Source organism: Candidatus Izemoplasmatales bacterium (assembly GCA_041649275.1).
Lineage (GTDB): Bacteria > Bacillota_I > Bacilli_A > Izemoplasmatales > Hujiaoplasmataceae > UBA12489.
In genome coordinates, this window is record JBAZNL010000002.1 from 1 (window position 1) to 26,809 (window position 26,809).

Annotated in this window: 23 protein-coding genes and 1 riboswitch; of the genes, 22 read left to right on the forward strand and 1 reads right to left on the reverse strand. The window is 64.2% G+C overall.

The window, feature by feature from the left end:
* Positions 1-238 precede the first annotated feature (238 nt).
* Positions 239-402: riboswitch (cobalamin riboswitch) on the forward strand.
* A gap of 12 nt (positions 403-414) precedes the next feature.
* The 4 genes from WC509_02750 to WC509_02765 all read left to right on the forward strand — a co-directional run bounded on the left by WC509_02750 (position 415) and on the right by WC509_02765 (position 2,761).
* Positions 415-828, forward strand: coding sequence for a DUF4430 domain-containing protein (locus WC509_02750; GenBank protein ID MFA5006370.1), 414 nt, complete (start codon positions 415-417; stop codon positions 826-828).
* Positions 803-1,345 carry a hypothetical protein gene (locus tag WC509_02755; GenBank protein MFA5006371.1) on the forward strand — a complete coding sequence of 181 codons (543 nt, stop codon included), beginning with the start codon at positions 803-805 and terminating at the stop codon, positions 1,343-1,345. The genes WC509_02750 and WC509_02755 overlap by 26 nt, the downstream gene beginning before the upstream one ends.
* Positions 1,346-1,354: 9 nt before the next feature.
* Entirely contained in the window at positions 1,355-2,149 is a 795-nt protein-coding gene (locus tag WC509_02760) for an alpha/beta hydrolase-fold protein (GenBank protein ID MFA5006372.1), read from the forward strand.
* A gap of 114 nt (positions 2,150-2,263) precedes the next feature.
* Positions 2,264-2,761, forward strand: a complete 498-nt coding sequence (locus WC509_02765) for a ferritin (protein MFA5006373.1) — start codon at positions 2,264-2,266, stop codon at positions 2,759-2,761.
* 39 nt (positions 2,762-2,800) lie between these two features.
* On the opposite strand, the gene WC509_02770 is transcribed toward WC509_02765, so the two are convergent.
* Positions 2,801-4,921 carry an AAA family ATPase gene (locus WC509_02770; GenBank protein ID MFA5006374.1) on the reverse strand — a complete coding sequence of 707 codons (2,121 nt, stop codon included), beginning with the start codon at positions 4,919-4,921 and terminating at the stop codon, positions 2,801-2,803.
* A 143-nt stretch (positions 4,922-5,064) separates the two neighbouring features.
* Here WC509_02770 and WC509_02775 point away from each other — a divergent pair, with 143 nt between their 5' ends.
* From WC509_02775 to WC509_02860, 18 genes are all read left to right on the forward strand, one after another.
* Positions 5,065-5,949, forward strand: a complete 885-nt coding sequence (locus WC509_02775) for a DMT family transporter (protein MFA5006375.1) — start codon at positions 5,065-5,067, stop codon at positions 5,947-5,949.
* Positions 5,950-6,044: 95 nt separating this feature from the next.
* On the forward strand, positions 6,045-7,448 hold the full coding sequence (gene lpdA / locus WC509_02780) for a dihydrolipoyl dehydrogenase (protein MFA5006376.1): 1,404 nt from the start codon (positions 6,045-6,047) through the stop codon (positions 7,446-7,448).
* 34 nt (positions 7,449-7,482) lie between these two features.
* The gene (locus tag WC509_02785) at positions 7,483-8,595 is read left to right on the forward strand and encodes a cysteine desulfurase family protein (protein MFA5006377.1); all 1,113 of its coding nucleotides are present in this window, start codon (positions 7,483-7,485) and stop codon (positions 8,593-8,595) included.
* Complete coding sequence (locus WC509_02790; GenBank protein ID MFA5006378.1) at positions 8,592-8,855, forward strand: thioredoxin domain-containing protein; 264 nt, start codon at positions 8,592-8,594, stop codon at positions 8,853-8,855. The genes WC509_02785 and WC509_02790 overlap by 4 nt, the downstream gene beginning before the upstream one ends.
* A complete protein-coding gene (locus tag WC509_02795) occupies positions 8,852-10,048 on the forward strand; it encodes a hypothetical protein (protein MFA5006379.1) in 1,197 nt (398 codons plus the stop codon). The genes WC509_02790 and WC509_02795 overlap by 4 nt, the downstream gene beginning before the upstream one ends.
* A 95-nt stretch (positions 10,049-10,143) precedes the next feature.
* Complete coding sequence (locus WC509_02800) at positions 10,144-11,034, forward strand: hypothetical protein (GenBank protein ID MFA5006380.1); 891 nt, start codon at positions 10,144-10,146, stop codon at positions 11,032-11,034.
* Positions 11,031-11,957, forward strand: coding sequence for a cysteine synthase A (cysK, locus tag WC509_02805; protein MFA5006381.1), 927 nt, complete (start codon positions 11,031-11,033; stop codon positions 11,955-11,957). Before WC509_02800 ends, cysK begins: the two co-directional genes overlap by 4 nt.
* 164 nt (positions 11,958-12,121) lie before the next feature.
* On the forward strand, positions 12,122-12,547 hold the full coding sequence (locus WC509_02810; protein MFA5006382.1) for an Hsp20/alpha crystallin family protein: 426 nt from the start codon (positions 12,122-12,124) through the stop codon (positions 12,545-12,547).
* Between the two features lie 136 nt (positions 12,548-12,683).
* Positions 12,684-15,005 (forward strand): PD-(D/E)XK nuclease family protein, encoded by a 2,322-nt coding sequence (locus WC509_02815; GenBank protein ID MFA5006383.1) that lies wholly within the window; start codon positions 12,684-12,686, stop codon positions 15,003-15,005.
* Between the two features lies 1 nt (position 15,006).
* Positions 15,007-18,186: a UvrD-helicase domain-containing protein gene (locus WC509_02820; GenBank protein MFA5006384.1), complete on the forward strand. Its 3,180-nt coding sequence runs from the start codon at positions 15,007-15,009 to the stop codon at positions 18,184-18,186.
* Complete coding sequence (locus WC509_02825) at positions 18,183-20,012, forward strand: family 20 glycosylhydrolase (protein ID MFA5006385.1); 1,830 nt, start codon at positions 18,183-18,185, stop codon at positions 20,010-20,012. The genes WC509_02820 and WC509_02825 overlap by 4 nt, the downstream gene beginning before the upstream one ends.
* A gap of 36 nt (positions 20,013-20,048) precedes the next feature.
* A complete protein-coding gene (locus tag WC509_02830) occupies positions 20,049-20,996 on the forward strand; it encodes a tetratricopeptide repeat protein (protein ID MFA5006386.1) in 948 nt (315 codons plus the stop codon).
* Position 20,997: 1 nt separating this feature from the next.
* A complete protein-coding gene (locus WC509_02835) occupies positions 20,998-22,713 on the forward strand; it encodes an SEL1-like repeat protein (GenBank protein MFA5006387.1) in 1,716 nt (571 codons plus the stop codon).
* 9 nt (positions 22,714-22,722) lie between these two features.
* Positions 22,723-23,271 (forward strand): epoxyqueuosine reductase QueH, encoded by a 549-nt coding sequence (locus WC509_02840; protein MFA5006388.1) that lies wholly within the window; start codon positions 22,723-22,725, stop codon positions 23,269-23,271.
* 89 nt (positions 23,272-23,360) lie between these two features.
* Positions 23,361-24,404, forward strand: a complete 1,044-nt coding sequence (locus tag WC509_02845; protein MFA5006389.1) for a serine hydrolase — start codon at positions 23,361-23,363, stop codon at positions 24,402-24,404.
* A 327-nt stretch (positions 24,405-24,731) separates the two neighbouring features.
* Positions 24,732-25,091: a hypothetical protein gene (locus tag WC509_02850; protein ID MFA5006390.1), complete on the forward strand. Its 360-nt coding sequence runs from the start codon at positions 24,732-24,734 to the stop codon at positions 25,089-25,091.
* Between the two features lie 11 nt (positions 25,092-25,102).
* Positions 25,103-25,945 (forward strand): S1-like domain-containing RNA-binding protein, encoded by an 843-nt coding sequence (locus WC509_02855; protein ID MFA5006391.1) that lies wholly within the window; start codon positions 25,103-25,105, stop codon positions 25,943-25,945.
* A gap of 57 nt (positions 25,946-26,002) precedes the next feature.
* Positions 26,003-26,734 carry a YebC/PmpR family DNA-binding transcriptional regulator gene (locus WC509_02860; GenBank protein MFA5006392.1) on the forward strand — a complete coding sequence of 244 codons (732 nt, stop codon included), beginning with the start codon at positions 26,003-26,005 and terminating at the stop codon, positions 26,732-26,734.
* Positions 26,735-26,809 lie beyond the last annotated feature (75 nt).

Consider the following 26,809-nt stretch of genomic DNA (forward strand, 5'->3'; position numbering starts at 1 on the left):
GCCGCCACAACGTCAAGGTCCAGACGGCCAAGCCGCTCAACCGCGAGCATTGGAACAACTCCCTCGAACTGCTCCAGCGGAGCTATCCCGACTTCCGCTTCGTCCGCGCGAGCGTCGCGAACGAGCGCTGATTCCATCCTCCGAACAAGACGGCACTGCCGTCTTTTTTTCTTTCCGTCCGGATTGAATCGGCGGGGCGTTTGTGGTAGAATACGCTTGCCGGAAAACACCGGCGACACATCCATGATTGATGACAGGTGCATAACAGGGAACCGGGTGCAATTCCCGGACTGTGCCAGCAACCGTGAGGCGGACGAAGCGCGACGACCATTCCCGCAAGGGGAGAAGGTGCGCGGAAGATGAAACCGAGCCGGGAGACCTACCTGCGTCAAAATACATTCCCAAGGGGAGAACATGAAGAAAGTACTGGGCATCATGCTTTTGACCGTGTCATCGTTTTTGCTCGTCGGCTGTCAGGCCGGCCGCACCACCGCCTCCGGGCTCGGCGTCGTGACCCTCGAGGTCTACGGCGCGGACGACGTGCTCGTCGCGTCCGAAACCGTTCCGTTCTATCAGGGCGACACCCTCCTCGGTCTCGTCCGAGCGACCTTCGAAACCTATTGTGGCGACGCCAATGGAGATCCAGACGCCACCTGTGGTTACGTCTCCTCCTTTGGCGTTTATATCGTCGGCGTCGCCGGGGTGACCGCCGACGACGGAAACGAATACATCGCGTTCTACGTGAACGGCGAGTACGCCAACTCCGGCATCGACTCGACCGCGATCACGGACGGCGCCGTCTATGCCTTCAAGCTCGAGACCTTCTAGGGCTCCCCGGATCGCCGTCCGCGAGGCGACGCTTTCGGCGATGCTGCTCGCGATCCTCTTCGTCCAGGAACAACTGCTCGCCTTCGACATCAACGTCCAACTGACGGTCCTGCTGATCGCCGTCTACGCGGCGATCCTGCCTTCGGCGCTCCTCTATCCCGTGATTCTGGGCTACGTGTTGCTCGACAACCTCTTCATGGGGTCGTTCAATCTGCTCTACACGCCGGCGATGCTCGCCGCGTGGCTTTTGTTCGCAGTCGTGATGCGCGCCCTCCGAAAGGGCGCCCTCTGGAAGAAGACCCTCGCAGCGACCCTGTTCGGATTCGTCTACGGATGGTTCTTCGCGATTCCCTTCGCGATCACGTTCGGCTTCGATCGGCTCTGGCCGTACCTTGTCGCCGACTTCTTCCCGGCCGAGGTCACGATGGCCGCCGTTGGGCTCACGACCGTCCTCTTTCTCTACGAACCGCTCCGAAGACTGCTTTCGACGCTCTACAAGGGCGAACGCGACACCTGAAGGAGACCCATGGCCAAGATCGACGTCCTCACGATCCGGATCCCGGCGCTCTCCCGGGACAAGACCATCCGCGTGCTCGTCCCCGACGGGTTGTCCGCGGACGAACGCCGTCCCGTTCTCTACATGCACGACGGCCACAACCTGTTCGACGCCTCGACGAGCGCCTATGGCGCATCGTGGAACGTCCACCGCGCGATCGCGGACGCCGCCCGGCGCGGACTTCGCGTCCCCTTCGTCGTCGGGATCGACTGTCCGAGCCCGAAGCGCTTTGACGAGTATTCCCCGTGGGTCCAGCCCGACATGGAATCCTTCATCCCCGGTCTCGGCCGCGCCTCCTTCGGGGGCGAGGGCGACGCCTACGTCGACTGGATCGCGGACGTCCTCAAGGCGACCGTCGACAAGCGGTATCCGACCTTTCCCGATTCAACCTGGATCGCCGGATCGTCGATGGGCGGGCTGATCTCGCTCCATGCGGCGTGCCGCCGTCCGGAGACCTTCCGCAAGGTCGGGGCCTTCTCCCCCGCGGTCTGGTTCGCCCGCGAACCGCTGCTCGCGGAATTGTCCGCCGCGTTTCCCCATCCGGCGTCCTGCTACGTCGACATCGGCACCGCCGAGTCGTCCGACGGTGGGAATCCCGCCTTTCCGGCGCTCTATCTCGACGGCGCCCGCGCCATCCGCGACGCGCTCGAACGGCGCGGGATCGCCGATCTCCGCTACGTCGAGGAGGAAGGCGCCCCGCACCACGAATCCGCATGGGAGCGGCGCTTCCCCGGGTTTCTCGACTGGCTCATTCTTCATGAATGAAGACGTCTTCGGCCGTCTTTTCCATTCTTGCCTGGGAGTCGCCGGGCGTCCGGCTGGCGAAAACCGCCCATCCATGGTATAATGGAAACACGAAACCAAGAAAGGAGACAAACAATGAAACTCAACCAAAACGTCGTGAAACTGATCAACGAACAGGTGAACAAGGAACTCTTCTCGTCGTATCTCTACGTCGACATCGCCAACCATTACCGGAACCTCGGCTTCGAGGGCTTCGCCGCCTGGTTCGACATCCAGGCCAAGGAGGAACTCGAGCACGCGTTCAAGTTCATGCATTACCTTCAAGGCAACGGCGAGGCCGTCGTCCTCGACGCGATCGCCAAGCCGACGAAGGATTATCCGACGCTGCGCGACCCGCTCGTCGAATCGCTCCGCCACGAGGAATTCGTGACCGCTTCGATCGACGCCATCTACGCCGCCGCCCAGGCCGTGAAGGACTTCCGCACGCAGGAGTTCCTCCACTGGTTCATCAAGGAACAGGCCGAAGAGGAGAAGAACGCGAACGACAACCTGCTCGCCTACGACAACTACGGCGGCGACCGCCGCACGTTCCTCATGCTCGACAAGAAGCTCGGCAAGCGCGAGGAAGACTAAGGCATCAAAAAAGCGGTTCCGCGAGGAATCGCTTTTTTTTCACTTCCGGACGATCGTGAGGCCGTCGCCCCGGACTTCAAGGGCGTAATAGACGTTCGGCTGGATCGACCCCTCGACGATCGCGCGGGCGACGTAGGTCTCGACGTGGCGCTGGATGTAGCGCTTGAGTGGCCTTGCGCCGTAGTCGGGGTCGTAGGCTTCGTCGAGAATCCTCTTCTTGAGTTCCTCGCTCCAGGACATCCGTACGTTCTGACCGGCGAGACGCTTCCCGAGGTCGTCGAGCATCTTCTCGACGATCAGGGTCTGGGATTCACGCGAGAGCGGGCGGAAGACGACGATCTCGTCGATGCGATTCAGGAATTCCGGCTTGAACTGCCGCCGGACGAGCGTCTGGACCTCGGCTGTGCCGTGGTCGGGATCGCGGATCAGAAATTCGCTGCCGAGGTTTGAGGTCATGATGATGACGGTGTTCTTGAAGTCGACGGTGCGTCCCTGGTTGTCGGTGAGGCGGCCGTCGTCGAGGATCTGGAGGAGGACGTTCATGACCTGCGGATGGGCCTTCTCGATCTCGTCGAAGAGGACGATCGAGTAGGGTTTGCGGCGAACCGCCTCGGTCAGCTGGCCGCCCTCGTCGTAACCGACGTATCCGGGCGGGGCGCCGATCAGGCGGGCGACGGAATGGGGCTCCATGTATTCGCTCATGTCGATGCGGACGATGTGGGTTTCGGAGGCGAAGAGCTGTTCGGCGAGCGAACGTGCCACCTCCGTCTTCCCGACGCCGGTCGGGCCGAGGAACATGAACGAGCCGATCGGGCGGTACGTGTCCTTGATTCCGGCGCGCTGGCGGATGATCGCGTCGGCGACGAGGTCGATCGCCTCGTCCTGGCCGATGACACGCCGTCGCAGGGCGTCGGCGAGACCGAGGAGCTTGTCGCGGTCGCCCTGCATCAGCTTGGCGACCGGGATCTGGGTCCACTTCGAGACGATCTCGGCGATCGCATCCTCGCCCACGACCTCGCTCACGAGTCGGTCGGCGTCGTGCTTCGAGGCTTCCGCGATCTCCTTTTCGATGGCGGGGATCTTCGAATACTGGAGTTCGGCCGCCTTCGAGTAGTCGGAACGGTTGAAGGCGTTCGTGAGCTCGACGCGGAGCCGCTCGAGTTCGGCCTTCTTGGCCTTGGTCCGCTCGAGCTGGCCCTTTTCCCGCTCCCAGCGGGTCTTGAGGGCGTCCTCGTCGCGGCGCAGGCCCTCGAGTTCGGCCTTCAGTCGGACGAGCCGTTCCTTCGTGACCGGGTCGGACTCCTTGTCGAGGGCGCGCTTCTCGATTTCGAGCTGCATGATGCGACGGGTAATGCCGTCGAGTTCCGCCGGCATCGAGTCGATCTCCATGCGCGTCGAGGCGCAGGCCTCGTCGATCAGGTCGATCGCCTTGTCCGGCAGGAAGCGGTCGGAGATGTAGCGCTGCGACAGAGTGGCGGCGGCGATGATCGCGGCGTCGTTGATGTGGACGCCATGGAACGCCTCGAAGCGGTCCTTGAGGCCACGCAGGATCGAGATCGTGTCCTCCACCGACGGTTCGTCGATCTGGACCTTCTGGAAGCGGCGCTCAAGGGCGTTGTCCTTCTCGATGTACTTGCGGTACTCGTTCAGCGTCGTCGCGCCGATGCAGTGGAGCTCGCCGCGGGCGAGCATCGGCTTCAGCATGTTCCCGGCATCCATCGCGCCTTCGGTGCGTCCGGCGCCGACGATCATGTGGATCTCGTCGATGAAGAGGATGATCTCGCCCTCGGAGGCCTTGATCTTGTCGAGGACCGCCTTGAGGCGCTCCTCGAACTCGCCGCGGTACTTCGCTCCGGCGAGCAGGCTGGCGATATCGAGTTCGTAGATCGTCTTGTTCTGGAGACCGAGGGGGACGTCCTTGTCGACGATGCGGCGGGCGAGGCCTTCGACGATCGCCGTCTTCCCGACCCCCGGCTCACCGATCAGGACGGGATTATTCTTGGTCTTGCGCGAGAGGATCTTGACGATCCGGCGGATCTCCTCCTCGCGGCCGATGACCGGATCGACCTTCCCGCTCTTGACCTGCGTGATGATGTTCCGACCGTACTTCTCGAGGACATTCTGGTCGTTCTGGGGATTCTCGTATTCCTGTTGCTGCATGGTATCACTCCCATTTTCTTTCTCGCATCCATTATACGCCCATTTGTTAGCACTGTCAATAGAAGAGTGCTAACCGTTCGATCGAGTGAAACTTCCGCGACGGCACGAAAGTCTGCTATAATGGAACGTGGACGGTGACACCATTGAAACATCCTTTGCATGTGCTCTACGCTTTCGCTGCGGCCGCGCTCTACGCGATCGCCGCACCGCTCTCCAAAATGTTGCTTCACGAACTCTCCCCGGCGATGCTCGCCGGTCTCCTCTACCTCGGCGCGGGAGTCGGGATGTCCGTCGTCGGTCTCTTCCGACGCAATCGCTCAAACATCGCGCGGTTTGCGATAAGCGACCGCGTCTACGTCGTCCTGATGGTCGCACTCGACGTCGCCGCCCCGATCCTGCTGCTCGTCGGTCTGAAGACGACGGCAGCGGCGAACGCCTCGCTTCTCAACAATTTCGAGATCGTCGCCACTTCCCTTTTCGCCTTCTTCTCGTTCGGCGAAAAGATCTCGCGACGGGTCGGAATCGGGATTTTGCTCGTGACCGCCGCGAGCGCGCTACTTGCGTTCGACGAGGGCGGCGCACTCGCCTTCTCCCCCGGTTCTCTCTTCATCGTCGCCGCGGCGACATGCTGGGGCCTCGAGAACAACTGCACGCGGATGCTCTCGACGAAGGACCCGCTCCGGGTCGTCGTCGTCAAAGGGTACGGCGCGGGCACCGTCGCGCTCGCAATCGCATTCGTGACGGGCGGTTTCGCTTTCGACGGCGTTTCGATCATCGCCTCGCTTCTCCTCGGATTCGTCGCATACGGTCTCTCCATCTTCCTCTACGTCACTTCCCAGGCTCACCTCGGCGCCGCCCGTACTGCATCCTACTACGCGATCGCGCCCTTCATCGGCGCAGGCCTGTCGATCGTCCTGTTCCGGGAACTCCCTGGATGGATCTTCGGAATCGCACTCGCACTGCTTTTGCTCGGCGCCTGGTTCGTGTCGTTCGAACCAATGCGAGCCACGCACACCCCCGAATCTTGACAATCGCGCGGGCGATTGATATAATGATGTCGATAGAACGGAGTTGCAGTCTGCTTCCATGCAGCTGCGACTTTTTTGAATAAAGGATGGTTCCCATGAGCGAATTCCAAGAACGCGACCTCGTCGTCATCGGCGCCGGTCCCGGCGGTTACGTCGCGGCGCTTCTCGCCGCCAAGAAAGGTCTCCGCGTCACTCTCGTCGAACGCCGTTTCGTCGGCGGCACGTGTCTGAACGTCGGATGCATCCCGACGAAGGCGATCGTCCGCTCGGCGGACGTCTATCAGGAAGCGAAGAACGCCGCGCACTACGGCGTCGGCGCCGAGAACGTCTCCGTCGATTACGCTCGCATCCGGGCGCGCAAGGACGGGATCGTCAGGACGCTCGTCGACGGCGTCAGCTTCCTGCTCGAAAAGGCGGGCGTCGAAGTCCTCGTCGGATCGGCATCGTTCACCGACGCCCGTACCGTCGTCGTCAAGGACGCGGAAGCAACCAGGACGCTCCTCGCCAGACATGTGATCATCGCCACGGGCGCGAAGACCAGACGGCTGCCGATCCCTGGATTCGACCTTCCCAAGGTCGTCGATTCAGAGGGAATTCTCGCCATGGAGACGCTCCCGAAGTCGCTCATCGTCGTCGGCGGCGGAATCATCGGAATCGAATTCGCGTTCGCCTACGCCCGTCTGGGCGTCAAGGTCGACGTCCTCGAGGCGCTTCCCGAGATCCTGCCGATGGCGGACCGGGACGCGGTCTCGCGACTTCTCCGGTTCGCGAAACAGGCCCGCATCGGCGTCGAGACCGCGGTCCGGATCGTCACCGCGGAAACCGCCGGAGACGGCGTCGCCATCCGTTACCGCAAGGACGACGTCGAGAAGACGCTTTCGGCCGACCTCGTGCTGTCGGCCGTGGGACGCGTTCCCGAACTTTCCGGACTCGGACTCGAGAATACCGGCGTCGCGCTCTCGCAAAACGGCGGGATCGCCGTCGACGAACGGATGCGGACGAACATACCGGGAATCCACGCGATCGGCGACGTCACGAATCTCGTCCAGCTCGCCCATGTGGCCAGCCGCCAGGCCGCGGTCGCCGTCGAAGACATCCTCGGGATCCCGACGGTGATGGACTACCGCTTCGTGCCTTCGGTCCTCTACACCACCCCGACCGTCGCCTGGGTCGGCATGTCCGAGGCGGAACTGAACCGTCGCGGTATTCCCTTTCGCGTCACGAAGTCGCCGTTCTCGGCGAACGGACGCGCCCTCATCCTGAACCAGCCGCTCGGGTTCGTCAAGCTGATCAGAGACGAACGCACCGGTGCGCTCGTCGGCGCGACGATTCTCGGCGACGGCGCCGACGAACTGATCGCGACGATCACCGTGGCGATGCAGAACGGCGTGACCGCCGAAGCCCTCGAAGCCACGATCTTCGCCCATCCCACCGTTTCCGAAACGATCCGCGAGGCCGCCGCCGGCGTTCTCGGCGGCGCGATCCACTATACCGAATGACGTCTGATTCCTCAAGCGAAGGGAAGCGACAAGCATGATCTACCTCGACTATTCGGCGACCACCCCGCCTTCCGACCGTGCGCTGGCCGCGTTCGCCGCGGCCTCCCGGGACGTCTTCGGCAACGCCAATTCGACGCACGCCTTCGGACGCGCGGCGGAAGAAGCGATGCGGTCGGCGTCCGCGACCGTCCTTGGCGCGCTCGGAGCGGTCGACTGCGAAACGGTCTTCACCAGCGGTGCGACCGAGGCCAACAACCTCGCGATCAAGGGCTATGCGCTCCACCATCGCGCCGAAGGCAACCATCTGATCCTCTCGCCGTTCGAGCATTCGTCCGTCACCGCCTGCTTCGGCTACCTCGCCAAGCACGGCTTCGAGGTCGACGTCGTCGAGACCGACGCCGACGGCCGCGTCACTCCCGAACTGCTCGAACGCGCCCTGCGACCCGACACGATCCTCGTCTCCGTCGCGGCCGTGGCGAGCGAACTCGGCATCGTCCAGCCGATCGCGGAACTTTCGGCTCTCGTCGCCGCCCGCTCGCGCGCAGCGTTCCATTCCGACATCACTCAGGCGGTCGGAAAGATCCCCGTCCCGTTCGCCGGAATCGCCATGGCCAGCCTGTCGGCGCACAAGTTCTACGGTCTGAAGGGCGTCGGCGCGCTGATCAAGCGCCGCGACGTCCTGCTCGAACCGCAGATCCACGGCGGCGCCTCGACCACGCCATACCGGAGCGGAACCCCCGCCGCTCCGCTTGCGGTCTCGCTCGCGGATTCCCTTGCGGAAGCCGTCGCGCTCCAGCCGGAACACGCACATCGCGTCGCCTTCCTCGCGCAAAGGCTGGTCGCTTCGCTTGCGTCGATTCCCGGCGTTCTCGTGAACAGTCCCACGGGATCGATCCCGCACATTCTCAATCTGAGCGTGCTCTCGCGCGAAGCCGCGGACATGGTCCGATTTCTCGACGAACGCGGCATCGCGGTCTCGAAGCAGACCGCGTGCAGTTCCCGGTCGTCGCGTTCCGAGGCGGTCCTGCGGCTGACGGGGGACGAACGGCGGGCAACGACCTCGATCCGCATCTCGCTCTCGCATCTCACCCTCGAATCCGAACTCGACGCCTTGATCGCCTGCGTGCGGGAGGTGGCCGAACGATGACCGTCCTGCGCTTCACTGCCGTCTGGTGCCCCTCCTGCCTGATCATGAAGAGCCGCTGGCGCGTCTTCTTCAAGGATCGACCCGACTTCCGTCAGATCGACTACGACTACGACGACGATGTCGACGCCGTACGCCAGTACGGTATCGGTGACGTCCTGCCGGTGATGATCGTCCTCGACGGCACGCGCGAGGTCCTGCGTCTCGTCGGCGAGAAGACGATGAAGGAACTCGAACGCTTCTTCGGGGGAATCGCCCCGTGAAGAAGTGGCTCAAGGCGTTCCTTCTGCTCGGCTTTCTGCTTGCCTTCCCGCGACCGACGGCGACGGCGGAGAACGTCGTCGTCCTCCATTTCTTCCATCTCGACACGTGCGTCAACTGCGCCGCCGAGGAGGTCGCGCTCGACGCGATCGCGGCGCGCCACGACAACCTCGTGGTCATGAAGTACGAAGTCACCGATGCTGAGGCGGCGGCCCTCTTCGAAGCCGTCAAGACCGCTTTCGGCGACGTCTCCGGAACGCCGTACACGGTCCTCGGCGGAGTCGCTTTTTCCGGATACAACGACCAGACCGGGCGCGACATCGAGACGATGATCGTACGCTATTCGACGGAGGCGCACGCCGACGTCGTCGGGATCGTCGCCGCCGGCGGTACCCCGACGGAAGCCGACTTCGACGAGTTCGGGTATGCGGACGGCGACGTGATCGATCTGCCGATCATCGGCGAAATCGCCGTCGAAGACCTATCGCTCGGCCTCGCCGCCGTCCTCATCGGCTTCGTCGACGGCTTCAATCCGTGCGCCATGTGGGTCCTTCTGTTCCTGATCACGCTCCTCGCCGACCACGGCGACCGGAAACGGATGTGGCTGCTCGGAAGCGCGTTCCTCTTCGCCTCGGCGGCGATGTATTTCCTCTTCATGGCCGCATGGCTGAACGTCGCGCTGACGATCTCCGAAGTCCAGTGGATCCGGATCGTGATCGGGGTCGCGGCCTTCGCCTTCGGCATCCGCAACGTCGTCCGCTTCTTCCGGAAGGCGAAGATCCCCGACGCCGGATGCGACGTCACCGACGCGAAGAAGAAGCGGAAGATCGCCGACCGCGTCCGCGCCATCGTCAAGAACGGCAGTTTCTGGATCGCGCTCTTCGGTATCGTGACGCTCGCGGTCTCGGTCAACTTCGTCGAACTCGCCTGCTCCGCGGGCCTGCCGCTCCTGTTCACCCAGATCCTCGTCTACAACCAGCTGCCGGCGGCTTCCTACTACGGGTTCATCGGCCTCTACATCCTGTTCTTCCTGCTCGACGACCTTATCGTCTTCGCCGCGGCGATGGTGACGATGCGCGTCACCGGCATCTCCTCCCGCTACGCGCGGTGGTCGACCCTCGTCGGCGGCGCGATCATGGTCGTTCTCGGCTTCCTGCTCGTCTTCTTTCCCGAAATCGTCACGCTCCGCTTCTGAGTCCGGCTCCGGCCGGACTCTTGCGTTTCCGGACGGATCGCTTGGATCAAAGCGGGATATTTGCTATAATGATGGGCTACAAGGAGGCGATCCCCATGACCATCCGTGAAATCGTCGATTCCCTCGACCGCTCGCATCGCGAACGACCGATCCTGCGCGACCACGGGCGTTGCGGGATGCCGTCGAACAGGGAAGTCAAGCGCATCGTCGCCGAGGCGAAGAAACTGCTTCTGCCCGGCTATTTCGGCGACCGCGGTCCCGAGACCGGAGGTCGCCTGCGCACGGCGATCGCGATCCGCCGGCTCCACCGCCGGCTGGTCCGGCAAATCGTCCGCGTGCTCCGCTATCTCGACGGATCCGAGGCGGCATGCGAGGCGAAGCATCGCGCCGCGGACCTGTCGAAGGCGTTTCTCGCCGCCCTTCCCGCGGTACGCACGCTCGTCGCCCTCGACCTCGAGGCGCATTACGAAGGCGATCCGGCAGCCTTCAACCGCGACCAGATCGTCGTCGCCTACCCCGGCTTCTACGCCATCCTGGTCCATCGGCTCGCCCATGCGATGGACCGGGCCGGAATTCCGTTCCTGCCCCGGATGGCGAGCGAGTTCGCCCATCGCGAAACCGGGATCGACATCCATCCAGGCGCCACCATCGGCGAACGCTTCATGATCGACCACGGCACCGGGGTGGTGATCGGCGAGACCGCGGTCATCGGCCGAAACGTCCGCATCTATCAGGGCGTGACCCTCGGCGCGCTCACCACCAAGGGCGGACAGTCGCTTCGCGGCGTCCGCCGTCATCCCGCGATCGGAAACGACGTCACCATCTACGCCGGCGCCTCGATCCTCGGCGGATCCACCGTCGTCGGCGACGGTGCGACGATCGGCTCGAACGCCTTCATCACCGTATCGGTCCCCGCGGGGGCCAAAGTCGCCGGCAAGATCCCCGACGTCCCGCGACCGGCATCGGCCGCAAAGGAGAAACCATGAAAATCTTCGAAAACGTCACCGCCCTGATCGGCGGAACCCCGCTCGTCCGCCTCGCGCGGATCGAACGGACGCACGGTCTGTCCGCCGTCCTGCTCGCCAAACTGGAACGGCAGAACCCGGGCGGGTCGGTCAAGGACCGGGCCGCGCTCGCGATGATCGAGGCCGCGGAACGCGACGGCCGCCTGAAGCCGGGCGGAACGATCGTCGAACCCACCAGCGGGAACACCGGCATCGGCTTGGCGATGGTCGCCGCCGCCAGGGGATACCGTTCGATCTTCGCGATGCCGGAGACGATGTCGCTCGAACGCCGGGCGCTGCTTCGCGCCTATGGCGCCGAGCTCGTGCTCACCGACGGGTCGCTCGGGATGAAGGGCGCGATCGCGGAGGCGGAGCGGATCCGTGCGGCCACTCCGGGGGCGTTCATGCCGATGCAGTTCGAGAACGCCGCCAATCCGGACGTCCATGCCGCGACCACGGGGCCGGAGATCCTCGCCGACACCGACGGGACGATCGACATGTTCGTCGCCGGCGTCGGTACCGGCGGCACGGTCACCGGCGTCGGCCGCTTCCTCAAGGGACGAAAGCCGTCCGTCACGATCATCGCCGTCGAGCCGGAACGCTCTCCCGTGCTTTCGGGAGGAGCGCCCGCGCCGCACGCGATCCAGGGGATCGGCGCCGGGTTCATCCCGCGGAACTACGATCCCGCCGTCGTCGACCGGATCGAGCGCATCTCAAACGAGGAGGCCGTCGCCTGCGCCAGGGAACTCGCCTCCGGCGAAGGAATTCTTTCGGGAATCTCGAGCGGAGCCGTGCTCGCCGCGGCGATCCGTCTTGCCAAAGAACCCGGAATGACTGGGAAGAAGATCGTCCTCGTCCTGCCGGACACCGGGGAACGCTATCTCTCGACGATTCTGTTCAAGTGACTCGAGCCATCTTTGATGGCTCATTTCTTTTCGTGGAAGCGATTGTGGATTTTTTGTGAAGATTGGCACTCAATGCTTGACACTGCTAACAAGTATGCTATAATATGGTTGGCACTTGAGAGAGACGAGTGCCAATATCAATCACATATAGGAGGATATCATCCATGAACGCAATCATCAGACGCAACGGCAACGACGACCTCGACATCTTCAACGACTTCTTCGACGGCTTCTTCCCCGGCTTCGGGAACCGCCAGGTCAACCACTGCATGCGGACCGACATCCGTCAGACCGAGGAAGGCTATACGCTTCAGATCGACGTCCCCGGCTTCGCCAAGGAAGACATCAAGATCAGCCTCGAGAACGGCTATCTGACGGTCGAAGCGAAGAAGGAGGAGTCGAAGGAGGACAAGGGCGCGCACTTCCTGCGCAAGGAGCGCACCTTCGGCAGCGCCGCCCGCAGCTTCTACGTCGGCGACGACGTCGCCGAACAGGACGTCAAGGCCGCCATCGACAAGGGCGTCCTGACCCTCTCGATCCCACACCAGGGAACCAACGTCAAGGCCAAGAAATTCATCTCCATCGAATAACGCTCCCCCGCCCCATGGCGGAGAAGGACGCGGCCGTTCCCCCGGCCGCGTTTTTTCTTTCGTTTATCGGAATGCCCCGCGCCGTCTTCGGCCGTCCATGATATAATGGACGTGAAAAGGGAACGGAGGGGATCGCATGGATGATCGATGGATGACGCTTCGCGACAGGATCGTCGTCGCTTCCGCCGCCGACGCCGATGCCCTCCTGCGCCGCGCCGCGACGGCGCACGCGCTTCCGCCGTTCAAGACGGTCGACCCGTCCGCCTTCCTGCCGACATTGGCCGACGACGCGCTCGAGGCGATCATGGATTTCACCGGCTTCGACGTCCATCATGCCGCCCGGATCGCCGCCGCTTGTCCTCGCGTCCTCGCATCCGGACGTACCATACCCGCCCTCGCCGACCTCCATGCGATCATCCGCCGGCTGGTCGCGGACGGCAGACTCCTTCCCGCGGCGTTTCGACCCGATCCCGAGCGCGTCGTCCTCCTGAACGACGTCGAACCACCGGATCACGCCGACTTCCGCGCCTCGGCCCGTTTCGACCTGCTTGATGCAGATCCATCCCCGATCCGCCTGATCGAGACCGCCGACGAGAAGGAGCAGCTCCGCGCCGTCGCCGCGCTGGTCGCTGAGACGCTTTCCCAAGGTGTCCCGCCCGACGACGTCCTGATCGTCAACGCGTCGCCCGCCGCCGTCCGCAAGCTCGCGCGGCTTTCTGCCGCCTACGGTTTCACCGTCGTCGACGATGCGACCGTCCCCCTCGACCGCGTCCCGCTCGGCGCCGCCTTCCTCGCGACAGCGGCCGACGATCCTCTGGCCGCCTTCGATCGCCTTCGTACCGATCCGGCGAACGCGACCGCCGCCGGACAGGCCGCGCTCGACGCCATCGCTTCGATCCTTTCGCGCCACGGGAACGAGGGAGCGCTCCGTCCCGGGCTGCTCGCCTTCGAGTGCGCCCGCGAACCGGTGCGCCGGGAACGTTCGACGGGCGTCGTCCGTTCCGTCCCCCACACGTCCCTTTCGGGCTACGATGCGCGGCGGATCTTCATCCTCGACTATCTCGACGACGCATTCCCGTCGCCCGTCGTCGACGACGACTACCTCCGCGACGTCGAGAAGGCCGCCCTCGGCCTCGAGACCGCCGTCGCCGCCAACCTCCGGAACCGCAAACGCCTCGGTGCCGCGGTCGCGTCCCTGAAGCGAGTCGTCCTGTTCCGTCCCCGCGAACGCGAGGGTACTCAAACCCGTCCCGCGTTCCTCCTCGAGGGACTCCGTCCGGTCCGACCCGAGCCCTATGCCCCTTCCGACCATCTCCAATCCGAGTCGGACGGGTTCCTCACCTATGCGAAAGGACTTCATGAAGAACGCGCATTCGGCCGTCAAGAAGACGGCTTTTCGGCTTTCTCCGCCCGCTTTTCGACGTCTTTTGATGCCTACGATCCCGCCTTCGCACCGCTTTCGGAAGCATCCGCGATGCGCCTGCGGGGCAGACGGACGGTGTTGTCCGCCACCTCCGTCGAAACCTTCCACCGGTGCCGCTTCCGTTTTCTCTGCGACCATCTCCTGAAACTCGCTCCGTATGCGGCGACCGATTCCCAGGAACTTGGGAAGATCGCCCACAAGGCGCTCCGCGACGCCTTCGCGGACGCGGTTCCGGCCGCGGATTCAGCGCGCAGAGCGGCCGCGGCGCACGCCGATGCCGATCCGCGGCTCGCGGTTCTCGGGAACCTGCTGGCGAAACGGCTCGAGATCGTCGAGGACCGTTTGCGCGGACGTGACGCGACGGTCCGCGACTTCGCGCACGAGCGCGAGTTCGAGTACGCGTTCGAACATGCATCCGGATTCGTCGTGAAGGGCACCATCGACCGCGTCGCGATCCTCGAACGCGAGGGTGGAAATCTCGTCTTCGTCGTCGACTACAAGACCGGCGCGACATCCTTCTCCCGAACCGATTTCGCCAAGGGAACGGACATCCAACCGGTCTTCTATCTCCATCTGCTCGAGAAGACGGAGGCGATTCCTGGCGCCGCTCCCGGCGGATTCCACTACCAGCCCGTCACCCTCGGCCGGATTGTCCGTTCCGATGTCCGTGACATGGTCGCCGACGCCCTCCGGCTCGACGGCCTGATCCTCGCGTCGCGTGAGGCCGTCGACGCCGTCGGCGGTCCCGCCGCGCTCCGGAACGTCCGCATCAAGGACGACGGAAACTTCTACGAACGCTCCGCCGTCGCGGACGCGGAGACGCTCTCCGAGATGGTGGCGAGGATCGACGGCTTCATCGCCGAAGCCGTCGCCGCGATCGTCGACGGGTCGTACGCGATCGATCCCGAACCACGCCCCGCCGGCCGCCCCTCGGCTTCCTGCGAATACTGCGAGAACCGCGGAATCTGCTACTCCGTCGACCGGATCCCCGAGATCGCCGTCGATGAATCGGCGATCGAAACGGAGGATGAGTGACATGGCCTTCACCCGTGACCAGCTTCACGCCATCCGATCGCGCCGCCGCAGGATTCTCGTCTCCGCCGGGGCCGGCAGCGGCAAGACGGCCGTGCTCGCCGCCCGCGTGCTTTCCCGGATCCGCGAAGGGATCGACGTCGACAAGCTCGTCGTCCTCAGCTTTACGAACGCCGCCGCCGCCGAAATGCGCGCACGCATCCGCAAGCAGATCGAATCCGATGCGGCCCTGAAGGACCAGCTTCCGAAACTCGACAACGCCGTGATCTCGACGTTCGACGCCTTCGCCCTCCGCATCGTCCGGCAGAACCACCATCTGCTCGGCTTGCCGGCGGACGTCCGGATCGCCGATTCCGCCGTCCTCCGGCGCCTCGAGGAGACGACTCTCGCGGACGTCGTCCTCGACCGCTATCGCGACGGAGATCCCGGATTCCTGTCGGCGGTCGACCGCGTCTGGAACGGAAACGACGACGGATTCGCGGAAGCCGTCAGGCTCGTCGCCGCCGGCATGCGCCAGATTCCCGACGCCGACGCATGGCTCGCCGGATATGACCGCGACCATTACTCCGACATCGCCGTGGAAGGACTGCTCGGACGCTTCTCCGCGCTCCTGAAGCGGCGCCGCGACGACCTTCGCGCCGCCGCACGCGCCGCCGCCGACGGTCTGTCCGGCTTCGCGCATCCCAAGGCCGGTCCCGCCGCGGCCGCCTATGCGGCGCTCGCGGAAGCATTCCCCGACACCGATTACCGTTCCCTGCGCGCCGCCGTATCCGCCTGCAAGGTACCGGCGACGCCGGCGAAGGCGAAGGATCTCGACGAGGAACTCGCGATCGCGATGCGATCCGCGGTCGCCCCCTTCCGGAGAACCCTTGGGAAGGCGAAGAAGTGGTTCGAGTCGTTCTATGCCGAAAACGAGCAGGAACTCGCGGCCGCCTGGAACGAGACGCGTTCCGTCGTCACGACGGTGCTCGAAGCGGTCGCCGACTACCGCACCCGCCTGTCGGCGGCGAAACGGAATCTGAACCTGTTCGGCTTCGACGACGTCACCGCCTTCGCGATCGCGCTTCTGGAGCGTGTCGAACGGGCGCGTGAACGCTGCGCGGCCGACATCGTCGAGATCATGGTCGACGAATATCAGGACACCAACGACCTTCAGGATCGTCTCGTCGAGCTGCTTTCCGCGGGGTCGGTCTTCATGGTCGGAGACGTCAAGCAGTCGATCTACGGGTTCCGCGACGCCAATCCGGGCAATTTCATCCGCAAGTGCCGCGCCGTCGAGAACGGCGGCGACGGCGACCTGATCCGGCTTTCCGACAACTTCCGCTCCCGCTCAGAGGTCCTCCACGCCGTCAACGTCGTCTTCACCGCGCTCATGGACGAACCCCTCGGCGGCGTCGACTACCGCGCCGGCGAATCACTCACGGCGGCGCGCGAAAAGGCGACGGAGGATGAGGACTTCGCCCCCGCGGTGATCGCCTACGATCCCGGTGAATCCGCGCCGACCGCCGTCGAGGCCGACCTTCTGGTCCGCCTGGTGGCCGCCGAACTCGCGAAAGGAACGCGTGTGACGGAAAAGACCGAAGGCGGGTTGGTCGACCGACCGTGCCGCGCGGGGGATTTCTGCGTGCTCGTCGACCGGAAGACCGATTTCGACGTCTATCGCAACGCCTTCGTCGCCGCGGGCATTCCCGCCTTCGCGGTCGCCGACGAGCGTTTCCTGTCGTCCACCGAGATCCTGTTCGTCCTGTCCATCCTCCGTCTCGTCCGCTGCGAAACCGATCCCGCGTATGCGGCGGACTGGTTCCGCCACTCCCTTTACGCCGCCGCCCGCTCGTTCGTCTATCGGATTCGCGACGACATCGCGCTGCCCCTCGTCGCCGACCGCGGCATGACCGGATTCGGCGAACGGATCCTGCCGGCGGCGTTTACCCCCCTCCGCGACCTCGTGCGCACGCTGTCGGCCGCGGCCGCGGATGCGACCGCACCGGATTTTCTGGCGCGGCTCTACGACGGCTGCGACATCTACCGCCACGCGGCGACGCTTCCCGAACCGGAAAGCGCCGAAGCCCGACTCGACCATCTGCTCGAGAAGGCCGCGGCGCTGCCGGCGGCCGGGTTCGCCGGTCTTTTCGACTACATTTCCGGCATCGAGTCGTCGCGCGATCTCGACATCGAGTATGCGAAGCCGGTCGAACTCCGCGACGACGCGGTCACGATCATGACGATGCACAAGTCGAAGGGACTCGAATTTCCGTTCTGCCTCTATCCCGGGCTGTCGAAGCGGTTCAACCGCGCCGATACGAAGGGGTTCTTCCTGTTCGACCTCCGTTTCGGTCTCGTCACGAAGGCCTTCGACCGCGGCTTCAAGGACACCTTCGTCCACGCCCTCCTGCGCGACGCCGTCGACCGCGACATGGTCTCGGAACGGATCCGCCTGCTGTACGTGGCGATGACGCGGACGCGCGAAAAGATGTTCTTCCTCGCCGACGCCCGCAAGGACGACCTGCCTTATCCGCCGTACGACGCGTCCGGAACGATGACCGAGAGCCATCGTCTCGGCGCCGGTTCGTTCGCCGACCTGCTCCGCGGGATCCCCGCGCTGCGCGACTGGAGGGTTCCCGTTCCGACCGCCGCCACTTTACCGCGGCCGACCGCGATGCCGGCTGTTTCCGTCGGTCCGGTCCGGACCGTCGCCCTCGACCTTCGCCCGCGCACGGTCCCGACATCCGGCTTCGCCAAGCGCGCACCGACGCTTCCCGATTCCGCCGTGAAGGCCGCGTTGGCCGTCGGGACGCGATTCCACGCGATCCTTGAAAGCATCGACTTCAAGCGGCTCGAACCGTCGCTCGCGCGACTTGAACCCGAATGGCGGATCCGCGTCCTCGGCTTCTTGTCCCATCCCGAACTCGCCGGCTGGCGGGACTGCGAGATCCGGCAGGAACTCGCGTTCATCGACGGTACGGACGCGACCGCGACGCGCGGAACGATCGACCTGCTTCTGCTCGGCCGGACCGCGGCGACGATCGTCGACTACAAGCTTTCCCGCATCGACGATCCCGCGTACGCCGCCCAGTTGCGCGGCTATCGCGACTATGTCGCACGCATGACCGGACTGCCGGTCCGGACCTATCTGTATTCGATCAACGACGACAGGATCGTCGAGACGGGAGAAACGCAACCATGAAGAACATCATTCCGGTACCGAAGCGATACGAAGTACGTGAAGGGCATGCGTCCTGCGCGGGCGGATTTTCCCGCCGCGGCTTCGAACCGCCCTTCGAAGACCTGGCCGGCTTCGTCGAAGAGTGGTTTCCGCACCGTCAGGGAAGACGGGTGGACGCAGGTCTGGAGCTTTCGCTGGATCCGACGATCGGCCCCGAGGCCTACAGGATCGAAGTCGATCCGCGGACCGTCCGGATCGTCGCCTCCGGACGCCGCGGCGCGTTCTATGCGCTCCAGACGCTCCGCCAGCTGGTCGACCCGCGCAGCGGCCGGATCCCCTGTGTCGCGATCGCGGACGAACCCGACCTGCCGCTCCGCGGCTTCATGATGGACGTCAGCCGCGACAAGATCCCGACGATGGCGACGGTGGAGCGCTTCGTCGACGCGCTCGCGATGGTCAAGATGAACCACTTCGAACTCTACGTCGAGGGTTTTTCCTACGCCTATCCGTCCTTCCCCGAGGTGTGGAAGGACGAGACGCCCTTCACGCCGTCCGAATACGAGGAGCTCGACGCCTATTGCGCCGCGCGCGAAATCGACTTCGTGCCGTGCCAGAACGGGTTCGGACACATGTCCGCCTGGCTCGCACGACCGGAGTACCACCCTCTCGCCGAGTGCGAGGAGGGGTTCGTCGCATGGGGCTTCCCGTTCCCGGCCTCGACCCTGAATCCGCTCGATCCCGGCAGTCTCGAACTCGTGAAGAAACTATACGCGGACATGCTGCCGCGGACAACCTCGAATTACTTCAACCTGTGCGGCGACGAACCGTTCGAACTCGGGCAGGGAAAGTCGAAGGCCGTGTGCGACACGCGCGGCCGTGAAGCCGTCTACGTCGACTTCATCGACCTCCTGTGCGCCGAGGCGGCGCGGTACGGCAAGACCCCGATGCTCTGGGGCGACGTCCTCGTCAACCATCCGGAAGCGGCTGCGAAACTGCCGAAGGACGCGGTCTTCATCGATTGGGGATACGACCGCGGCTATCCCTTCGAACCGCATGCGGAAGCGATCGCGAAGACCGGACTCAAGCTCGTCGCCGCCCCCGGGACGTCGTCATGGAACAGCTTCGCGTCGCGCCGCGGCGACATGATCGATACCACCAGGCGCGCCGCCGCGGCGATGAAACGGTACGGCGGCCTCGGCATCCTCCAGACCGACTGGGGCGATTTCGGGCACCTCCAGTACCTCCCGTTCTCATGGCCGGGGATGCTCCACGCGGCGGGTGTCGCGTGGGGAGAGGCCCCGTCCGAGACCGCGGTGATCCGCCACATCGACCGTCATCTCGCTCCGGAGGGCAAGGGTCGTCTCGGCCGTTGCATCCTCGATCTGTCGACCTACCCGTCGCTTGAGAAGGACTATGTCTACAACGGCACGACCGCTTTCCGCTCGATCATGTTCATCGACCCCGCTCCGGGTCGCGACGCGTCGACCAAGAGGACGATCCTCGCCGGCGCCCTCGCCGGTTCCGCCTACGGTGCCGAATCGGCCAAGGACGTCTTCGAGCTGATCGATTTCGTCGACCGGGCGGCGCGCGAGGCTCCGCCCTCCATCGTCCGCGACGAGATCATCGCGACCTGCGGCTGGATCGCCGCGGCGGTGTCCGCGAACGTCGCCCTCACCGATCCCGAACGCGGCGCGAAGGCGACCGCCGCGGCCGTCGACTTCCTCGCTCGCGTCCTCCCCGAGCATGAACGGCTCTGGCGCTCCCGCAACCGCGAGGGCGGGCTCGATCGATCGCTCGTGCGACCGCGGGCGCTGAAAATGATCCTGGAGGAATCGCAACCCCTCTGAACATGTGATATAATCGATGTGGAAGGCGGTGATCCGATGGAACGCGATCCGATCCTTACGGAAGCGATCAAGGCATACGAGGTGAGGCAGTACGACAAAGCGCTGTCCCTTTTGCGCCGGCTCGCCCGGAAGAACGACCCCGAAGCGCTGTACTATCTCGGGATGATCCATTACGAGAACCACGCCGGAAAACCCGATCCGGTCTTCGCCTTCGATTGCTTTCGGCGCTCGGCGATGGAACTCGAGGTGCGCAGCCTCTACATGTGCGGACGCTGCTACGAAGAGGGATCCGGCGTCGAGAAGGACCTAGCCAAGGCCTACGAGTACTATGCCGCCGGATCGGCCAAGGGGGATCCGGAAGCCGCGCTCAAAGAGGCGGAATGCCTCGAGACCGGCAAGGGGATCGCAAGAAACGAGCAGAAGGCGCTTGCGATCTACGTCGAACTTTCGAAGCGGCAGAACCCCTATGCGACCTATCGCATCGGCATGGCCTACCTCGAAGGCCGCGGCGTCGCCCGCAGCCCCGAATCGGCGTTCTCGTGGCTGAACAAGGCGCTCGCGCTCGGATCCGCAGACGCGATGAACCAGTTCCGGCTGATCGGCACGAAAAGCAAGACCGACGCCCGTTCGACGGCCGACATCGCTCAGATCGGACGCGAACTGTTCCGCTCCGACCGCCCGGAACGGGCGATCCCGTACCTCCTGATCGCCGCCGCGGAGAACGACGCCGCTTCCGTCAGGCTCCTCCAGGAAGCCGCCGAAAGCGGACGCGGGATGAAGCAGGACGCCAAGGTCGCGTTCGAATACGCCCAGCGCGGTGCGGCGATGCTGGATCCCGTCTCGATGCTTTCGCTCGGACGGAAATACGAAGCCGGCGACGGCGTCCGCTCCTCGGCGCTTTCGGCCGCGTCCTGGTATGCGAAGGCGGCGCAGGCGGGAAGCGCCGAAGCGGCGGCCGAACTGGTCGCGCTGCGGGGGTATTGACATGGCCGACAACAGCAATCCGAAGGTCCTGAACGATACCGGCGACGCCTATTTCTACGGCATCGGCCGTCCCGTCAACCGCGAACTCGCCTACACCTACTACAAACAGGCGGCCGACCTCGACAATCCCGTCGGGTATTTCAACCTCGGGCAGTACTTCGCCGCCAAGGGCGACGACAAGGCCGCCCTCCTCAACTACGAGAAGGCGAAGGCGTTCCTGCATGCGCCCGCCTTCCTCGCGCTCGCTCGCCGCTACGAGAAGGGCGTCGGCGTCCGGAAGAACAAGGCGAAGGCGTTCAAGATGTATCTCGGCGCCGCCAAGCTTTCCGACATCGAGGCCTTCGACGCGGTCGGACTGTGCTACCGGAACGGCAACGGCACGAAGAAGGATGCCGGCAAGGCGAAGGAATGGTTCCGCAAGGCCGCCGACCAGAACGACGCGCTGGGCTGTTGCCAGCTCGGCCTGATCCTGATGAGCGAATCTGCTTTCCGCAAATCGCCGGACGAAGCCGTCGGATGGCTCGACAAGGGCGCGACGGGCGGCAGCGTCGACGCCATGCGGACGCTCGAGGAATACTATCTCGCCGGCAAGCATCCGGCGCTGCGCAAGAAATCCCGCACCCACCTCGACGAGATGGTGTTCTACTACCGCGAACTGCTCGCCAAGGCCGGAGATCTGCCGAGTCTACGTACGATCGCGGCCGCCTACCACGACGGCACCTCCGTCTGCAAGATCGATTACGACAAGTCGGCCGCCTACTATCGCGCGCTTTGCGATCGCGACGATCCCGTCGGAAAGTACGGCTATGGCGTCTCGCTGCTCTACGGACAGGGCGTCAAGACCGACGCGGAACAGGCGCGACGGCTCCTTCAGGACGCGGCGCGGGAACGTCACCCACTCGCGATGACGCGTCTCGGCGACGCCGATCGGCTCGGGCTCGGCGGTCCCGTCGACTTCGAGTCGGCGAAGAAGTGGTACATGGAGGCCGCCCGCCTCCAGGAACCAGAGGCGACGATGAACCTCGGCCTCCTCAACTATCGCGGGCAGGTCGAAGGCGCATCTCCCCAGCTCGCCTTCAACCACATGGAGACGGCCGCGAAGAACGGCTCGGTCCAGGCGCACTACTGGCTCGGCATCTTCCACGACAAGGGGATCGGCTGCGACAGGGACTTCGACGAGGCCGAGAAGAGTTTCCGGCGCGCGATCGCCGGCGGCAGCCTCGGCGCGAAGTACAAGTACGCTTCGATGATCTTCGAGGAACTGCCGGGACGGCAGAAGAACGCGAAGAAGGCGGAGCCGCAATGGGCGGAGTGCCGCCGCCTGTTCGTCGAATACCTCGAGGATCCGGCCCACAACGCCGCCAACGGCGCCTTCGCCCGTTACGAACTCGGACTCATCCACCGCGACGGCATGGGGACGCCCGCCGCGCCGCGCCGCGCCCGCTACTGGTTCGAGGCGGCCGCCGAGGACGGACTCACGCGGGCGATGACCGAACTCTACCGCCTGCTCCGCGAGCGCGACTTTCCGCTTGCGAAGGAATGGCTCGACCGCGCCGCCGCCGACGCCACGAACGCCGACGCGCTCTACGAGAAGGGGCTGTTGCTCCTCGAGGGCGGATTCGGCGTCCAGGTCGACCCCAAGGCCGGACGCGCGCTCCTCGACGCCGCGGCGCGGCTGAACCACCGGGAAGCCATCGCCAAACTGCTGCTGCTCTAGGAGGTCATGATGAGACTCTTGCTCCACGTCTGCTGCGCCCCGTGCAGCGTGATGGCGGTGAAGACGCTGCGCGATGCCGGCGTCGACGTCACCGCCTACTGGTACAACCCCAACATCCACCCGTACACCGAGTACGTCGCGCGGCGCGATTCGCTGCTCGCCTACGCCGAATCGATCGGGATGCCGGTCGTCCAGAACGATTTCTACGGACTGCGGCCGTTCGTCGAGCGGGCGATGGCGGATCTCGAGAACCGCTGCGCCGGCTGTTATGAGGAACGTCTTAGGAAAACGGCGGAAGCCGCCAGAGAAGGCGGTTACGAAGCGTTTTCGACGACGCTCCTGATTTCCCCCTACCAGAAGCACGAAACGCTGAAGGCGGTGGCGGAGAGAATCGCGGCGGAAGTCGGGATCCCGTTCCACTACGTCGATTTCCGACCCTATTTCCGCGAGGGACAGCGAATCGCCCGCACCCTCCCGATCTACATGCAGAAGTACTGCGGATGCATCTTCTCGGAAGAGGAGCGGTACCGCGCGAAGATGACGAGAAAGACGCCCTGAGCGTCTTTTTTCGCGAAAATCGTTCCGCCGCTTGCGGCGGTTCGGGGCGGATGCTACAATATGTCAAAGCGTTTCGAAGGAGGATTTCCATGAACTATCCCCATCAGGATTTCGAAAAGGCTTCATGCCGCGAGGCCAACGTCGAGAAGGGCCTGCTCGTCGACCTCTTCGACAAGATCCGCGACGATCGGCTCGACGTCCACGCGATCGTGTTCGTGAAGGACGGCAACAAGGTCTTCGACGCCTACGCCAGGGGTTTCGGGCCGGGCGTCGTCGAAGAGACGTATTCCTGTTCCAAATCGTTCGTTTCGATCGCCGTCGGGATCCTCGCCGACCGCGGCCTGCTCTCGATCGACGATCCGATCCTGCGTTTCTTCCCGGAGGTCGGACACCTTCCGGTCCACGCGACGATGACCGTACGGCATCTGCTCACGATGACCTCGGGGCACGCCGAAGAGGGCCTCGAGCGGATCTGGAAGGCCGCCGACCCCGTCGCCGAGTTCTTCCAGCTGCCCGTCGTCGACGCTCCCGGAACGCAATTCTTCTACGACAACGCGTCCTCATTCCTCCTGTCCGCGATCGTCACCGCGGTCACCGGAAAGACCGTGAACGACTTCCTCGGCGACCTCCTTTGGGACAAGCTCGAGATCCCGCGACCCGCATGGAAGACGATCGGACGCTACAACGCCGGCGCGACCGGCCTCGCCCTCGACGCGATCTCGCTCGCCAAATTCGGACACCTGCTTCTGAACGACGGCGTCTGGCGCGGCGACCGGATCGTCTCCGCGGAATACGTGAGGGCGGCCACGTCGTTCCAGATTCCTTCCGGCGAAGCGCTCGGTCCGCGCGACCGCTACGGGTACGGCTATCAGTTCTGGATCAACGACTTCGGCGACTTCCGCATGGCTGGAATGTTCAAGCAATACGTCGTCGTCGACCGCGCGCACGCCGTCGTGTTCGCGATCCAGGCCTACGAGTCGCGCGAACTCCTCGACCTCTTCTCGAGCTACGTGCTCCCCGCCTGCCGCAAGGGATGGGTATACGACAACTTCACGCTCCGCAACTACATCGCCCGTTTCCGCGAGGAATCGGCGCCGATCCTCAACGAGGAGAAGCGCACCCGCACCTGGTGATGAAGAAAATGCCCCGGTCGACCGAACCGGGGCATTTTCTATCTATTGGATGGAACAGGAGAGTCAGGAGGTCCCCGCGGGGGGAACGCGGGGAAAAGAAGAAATGAAGAAACGATCCGTCCGTTCTCACGGAACACCACCATTCTACCGCCGATCCATGGATTTTCGGTGTGCCGTTTGTGGAGATTCGGTGAAAGGTGCAAATCGATTCGAGAATCGTCACGGAACGCCCGTTTGAAGGCCGGATTCGATGGACATGCCGGCGATTTTTTGGTATAATGACGGTAGCGTTCAACGGAATGTTTTTTTAGGTGCGAGATGGAAACCATGACATACGCGGAATCCAGGCAGTATTGGGTCGATCGGCCGCTAGCGGCGATCGGTACGACCGACGGCGGTGCGGAACGCCCCGTCTTTTCGGACGTGGCGCGTTTCGGTTTTCTGTCGGACGAATGTTCGTCCGGCCGCCGCGACGTCGATGCGAATCGCCGCCATGACGGCATCCTCCTACCCGCCCGCGGCATCCTCCGGGAGTATCTGGCGACCGAGGAACCTCCTTCGACCGTCGCGTCCCACGACCGGATTCCGCACCCGTTTCCGCTATCGTTCGCGCTCGTCCCCTTGGGGAACCCCCGCGGACGACGGATCGGATCGCGCGTCCTGAACGCGCCGATCCGGATCCTCTAGGAGGGATGTCCATGGAACTCGGCAACTACAACCGTCTCAGGATCCTGCGCGAGACCGATCTCGCCTGGATGCTCGCCGACGGCGATGAAGAGGTCTTCCTGCACAAGAAGGAAGCGGACCGCTCCTATGCGGTCGGCGACGAGGTCGAAGTCTTCCTCTACGCCGACAGTCAGGGCAGGATCGCGGCCACCACCGCACGTCCGTACGCCACGACCACGACGGCCGCCTTCCTCGAAGTCGTCTCGGTCAACCACGAGTTCGGCGTCTTCCTCGCGAACGGGATCGCCAAGGACCTGTTGTTGTCCAAGGACGACCTGCCGCTGTCGACCAACTACTGGCCGGTCGTGGGCGACAGGCTGTTCTGTACGGTCAAGGCGAAGAAGGGTCTCCTCTTCGCGAAGGTCGTCGGACGCAAGGTTCCCCCGACGGTTCTCCGACCGGACCGTCCGCTCGAGGGAGATACCGCGACCGACGCGATCGTCTCCCATTTCATCGTCGACGGCTTGATCCTCGTCACCGAACAAGGGCACGAGATCTTCGTCCACGAGAACAACATGCGGCGGAAGTACCGTCTCGGCGAGACTGTCAACGTTCGCATCCTCAAGATCAATCCCGACGGAGAGGCCGTCGGCACGCTCATCCAGCAGAAAGAGATGATGCTGCAGCCGGACGCCGACGCCATCCTCCGCTATCTCGAAAACCACGCCGGACGCATGCGCTTTACCGACGCGTCCGCACCCGAGGAGATCCAGGCCGCGTTCCATATGAGCAAGAGCGCCTTCAAGCGCGCGCTCGGAACCCTCTACCGCGAGGGACGCGTCGAACTGCGTCCGGACGCAACCATCCTCAAATAGCCTCCCCCCCATTTCCGTGCAGACGGAAAAATCCGATGAAATCGAAGGTATGAACCGATGGGAAGAGCCCATGAAGTGAGAAAGGAAGCGATGGCGCGCACCGCCGCCATCAAGAGCAAGCTGTATTCGCGTTTCGGCAAGGAGATCTACATGGCCGCCAAGAACGGCATCCCCGAGCCGGACAGCAACCTCGCCCTGAAGAAGGCGATCGAGAAGGCAAAAGCCGCGCAGGTCCCCGCCGACGTCATCAAGCGCAACATCGAGAAGGCGAAGGGATCCGGCGGCGAAGACTACACGCCGATCCGCTACGAAGGCTTCGGCTGGGGCGGTGCCACGATCATCGTCGAGTGCATGACCGACAACGTCAACCGCACGTTCGGCGACGTCCGCTCGATCTTCACGAAGACCGGCGCCAAGATCGGCGTCGCCGGCAGCGTCATCCACAACTACCAGTACGTCGCCCTCGTGATGGCCGACGGCATCACCGAGGACGAGGCGCTTGAAGCGGTGATGGACGCCGGCATCGAGATCCGCGACATCCGGACCGAGGACGAAGCCGTGACCGTGATCGGCGAACCGACCGACCTCGACGCGATCAAGGAAGCCCTCCTGAAGGCGAAACCGGACTGCGACGTCTTCGAGGAGAAGGTCACCTACCTTCCCAACGAGCTGATCGAACTCGACGACGAGGATCTGGGCAAGTTCTACCGGTTCCGCGACATGACCGACGAACTCGACGACGTCCAGGACGTCTATACCAACATCAAACTTCCTCCGGAAGAGGAATGAAGATTCGCAGACCCTTTAGGGTCTGCTTTTTTCATTTTTTGGATCGATTTCAGATGAAAATCGACCGATCTGTGA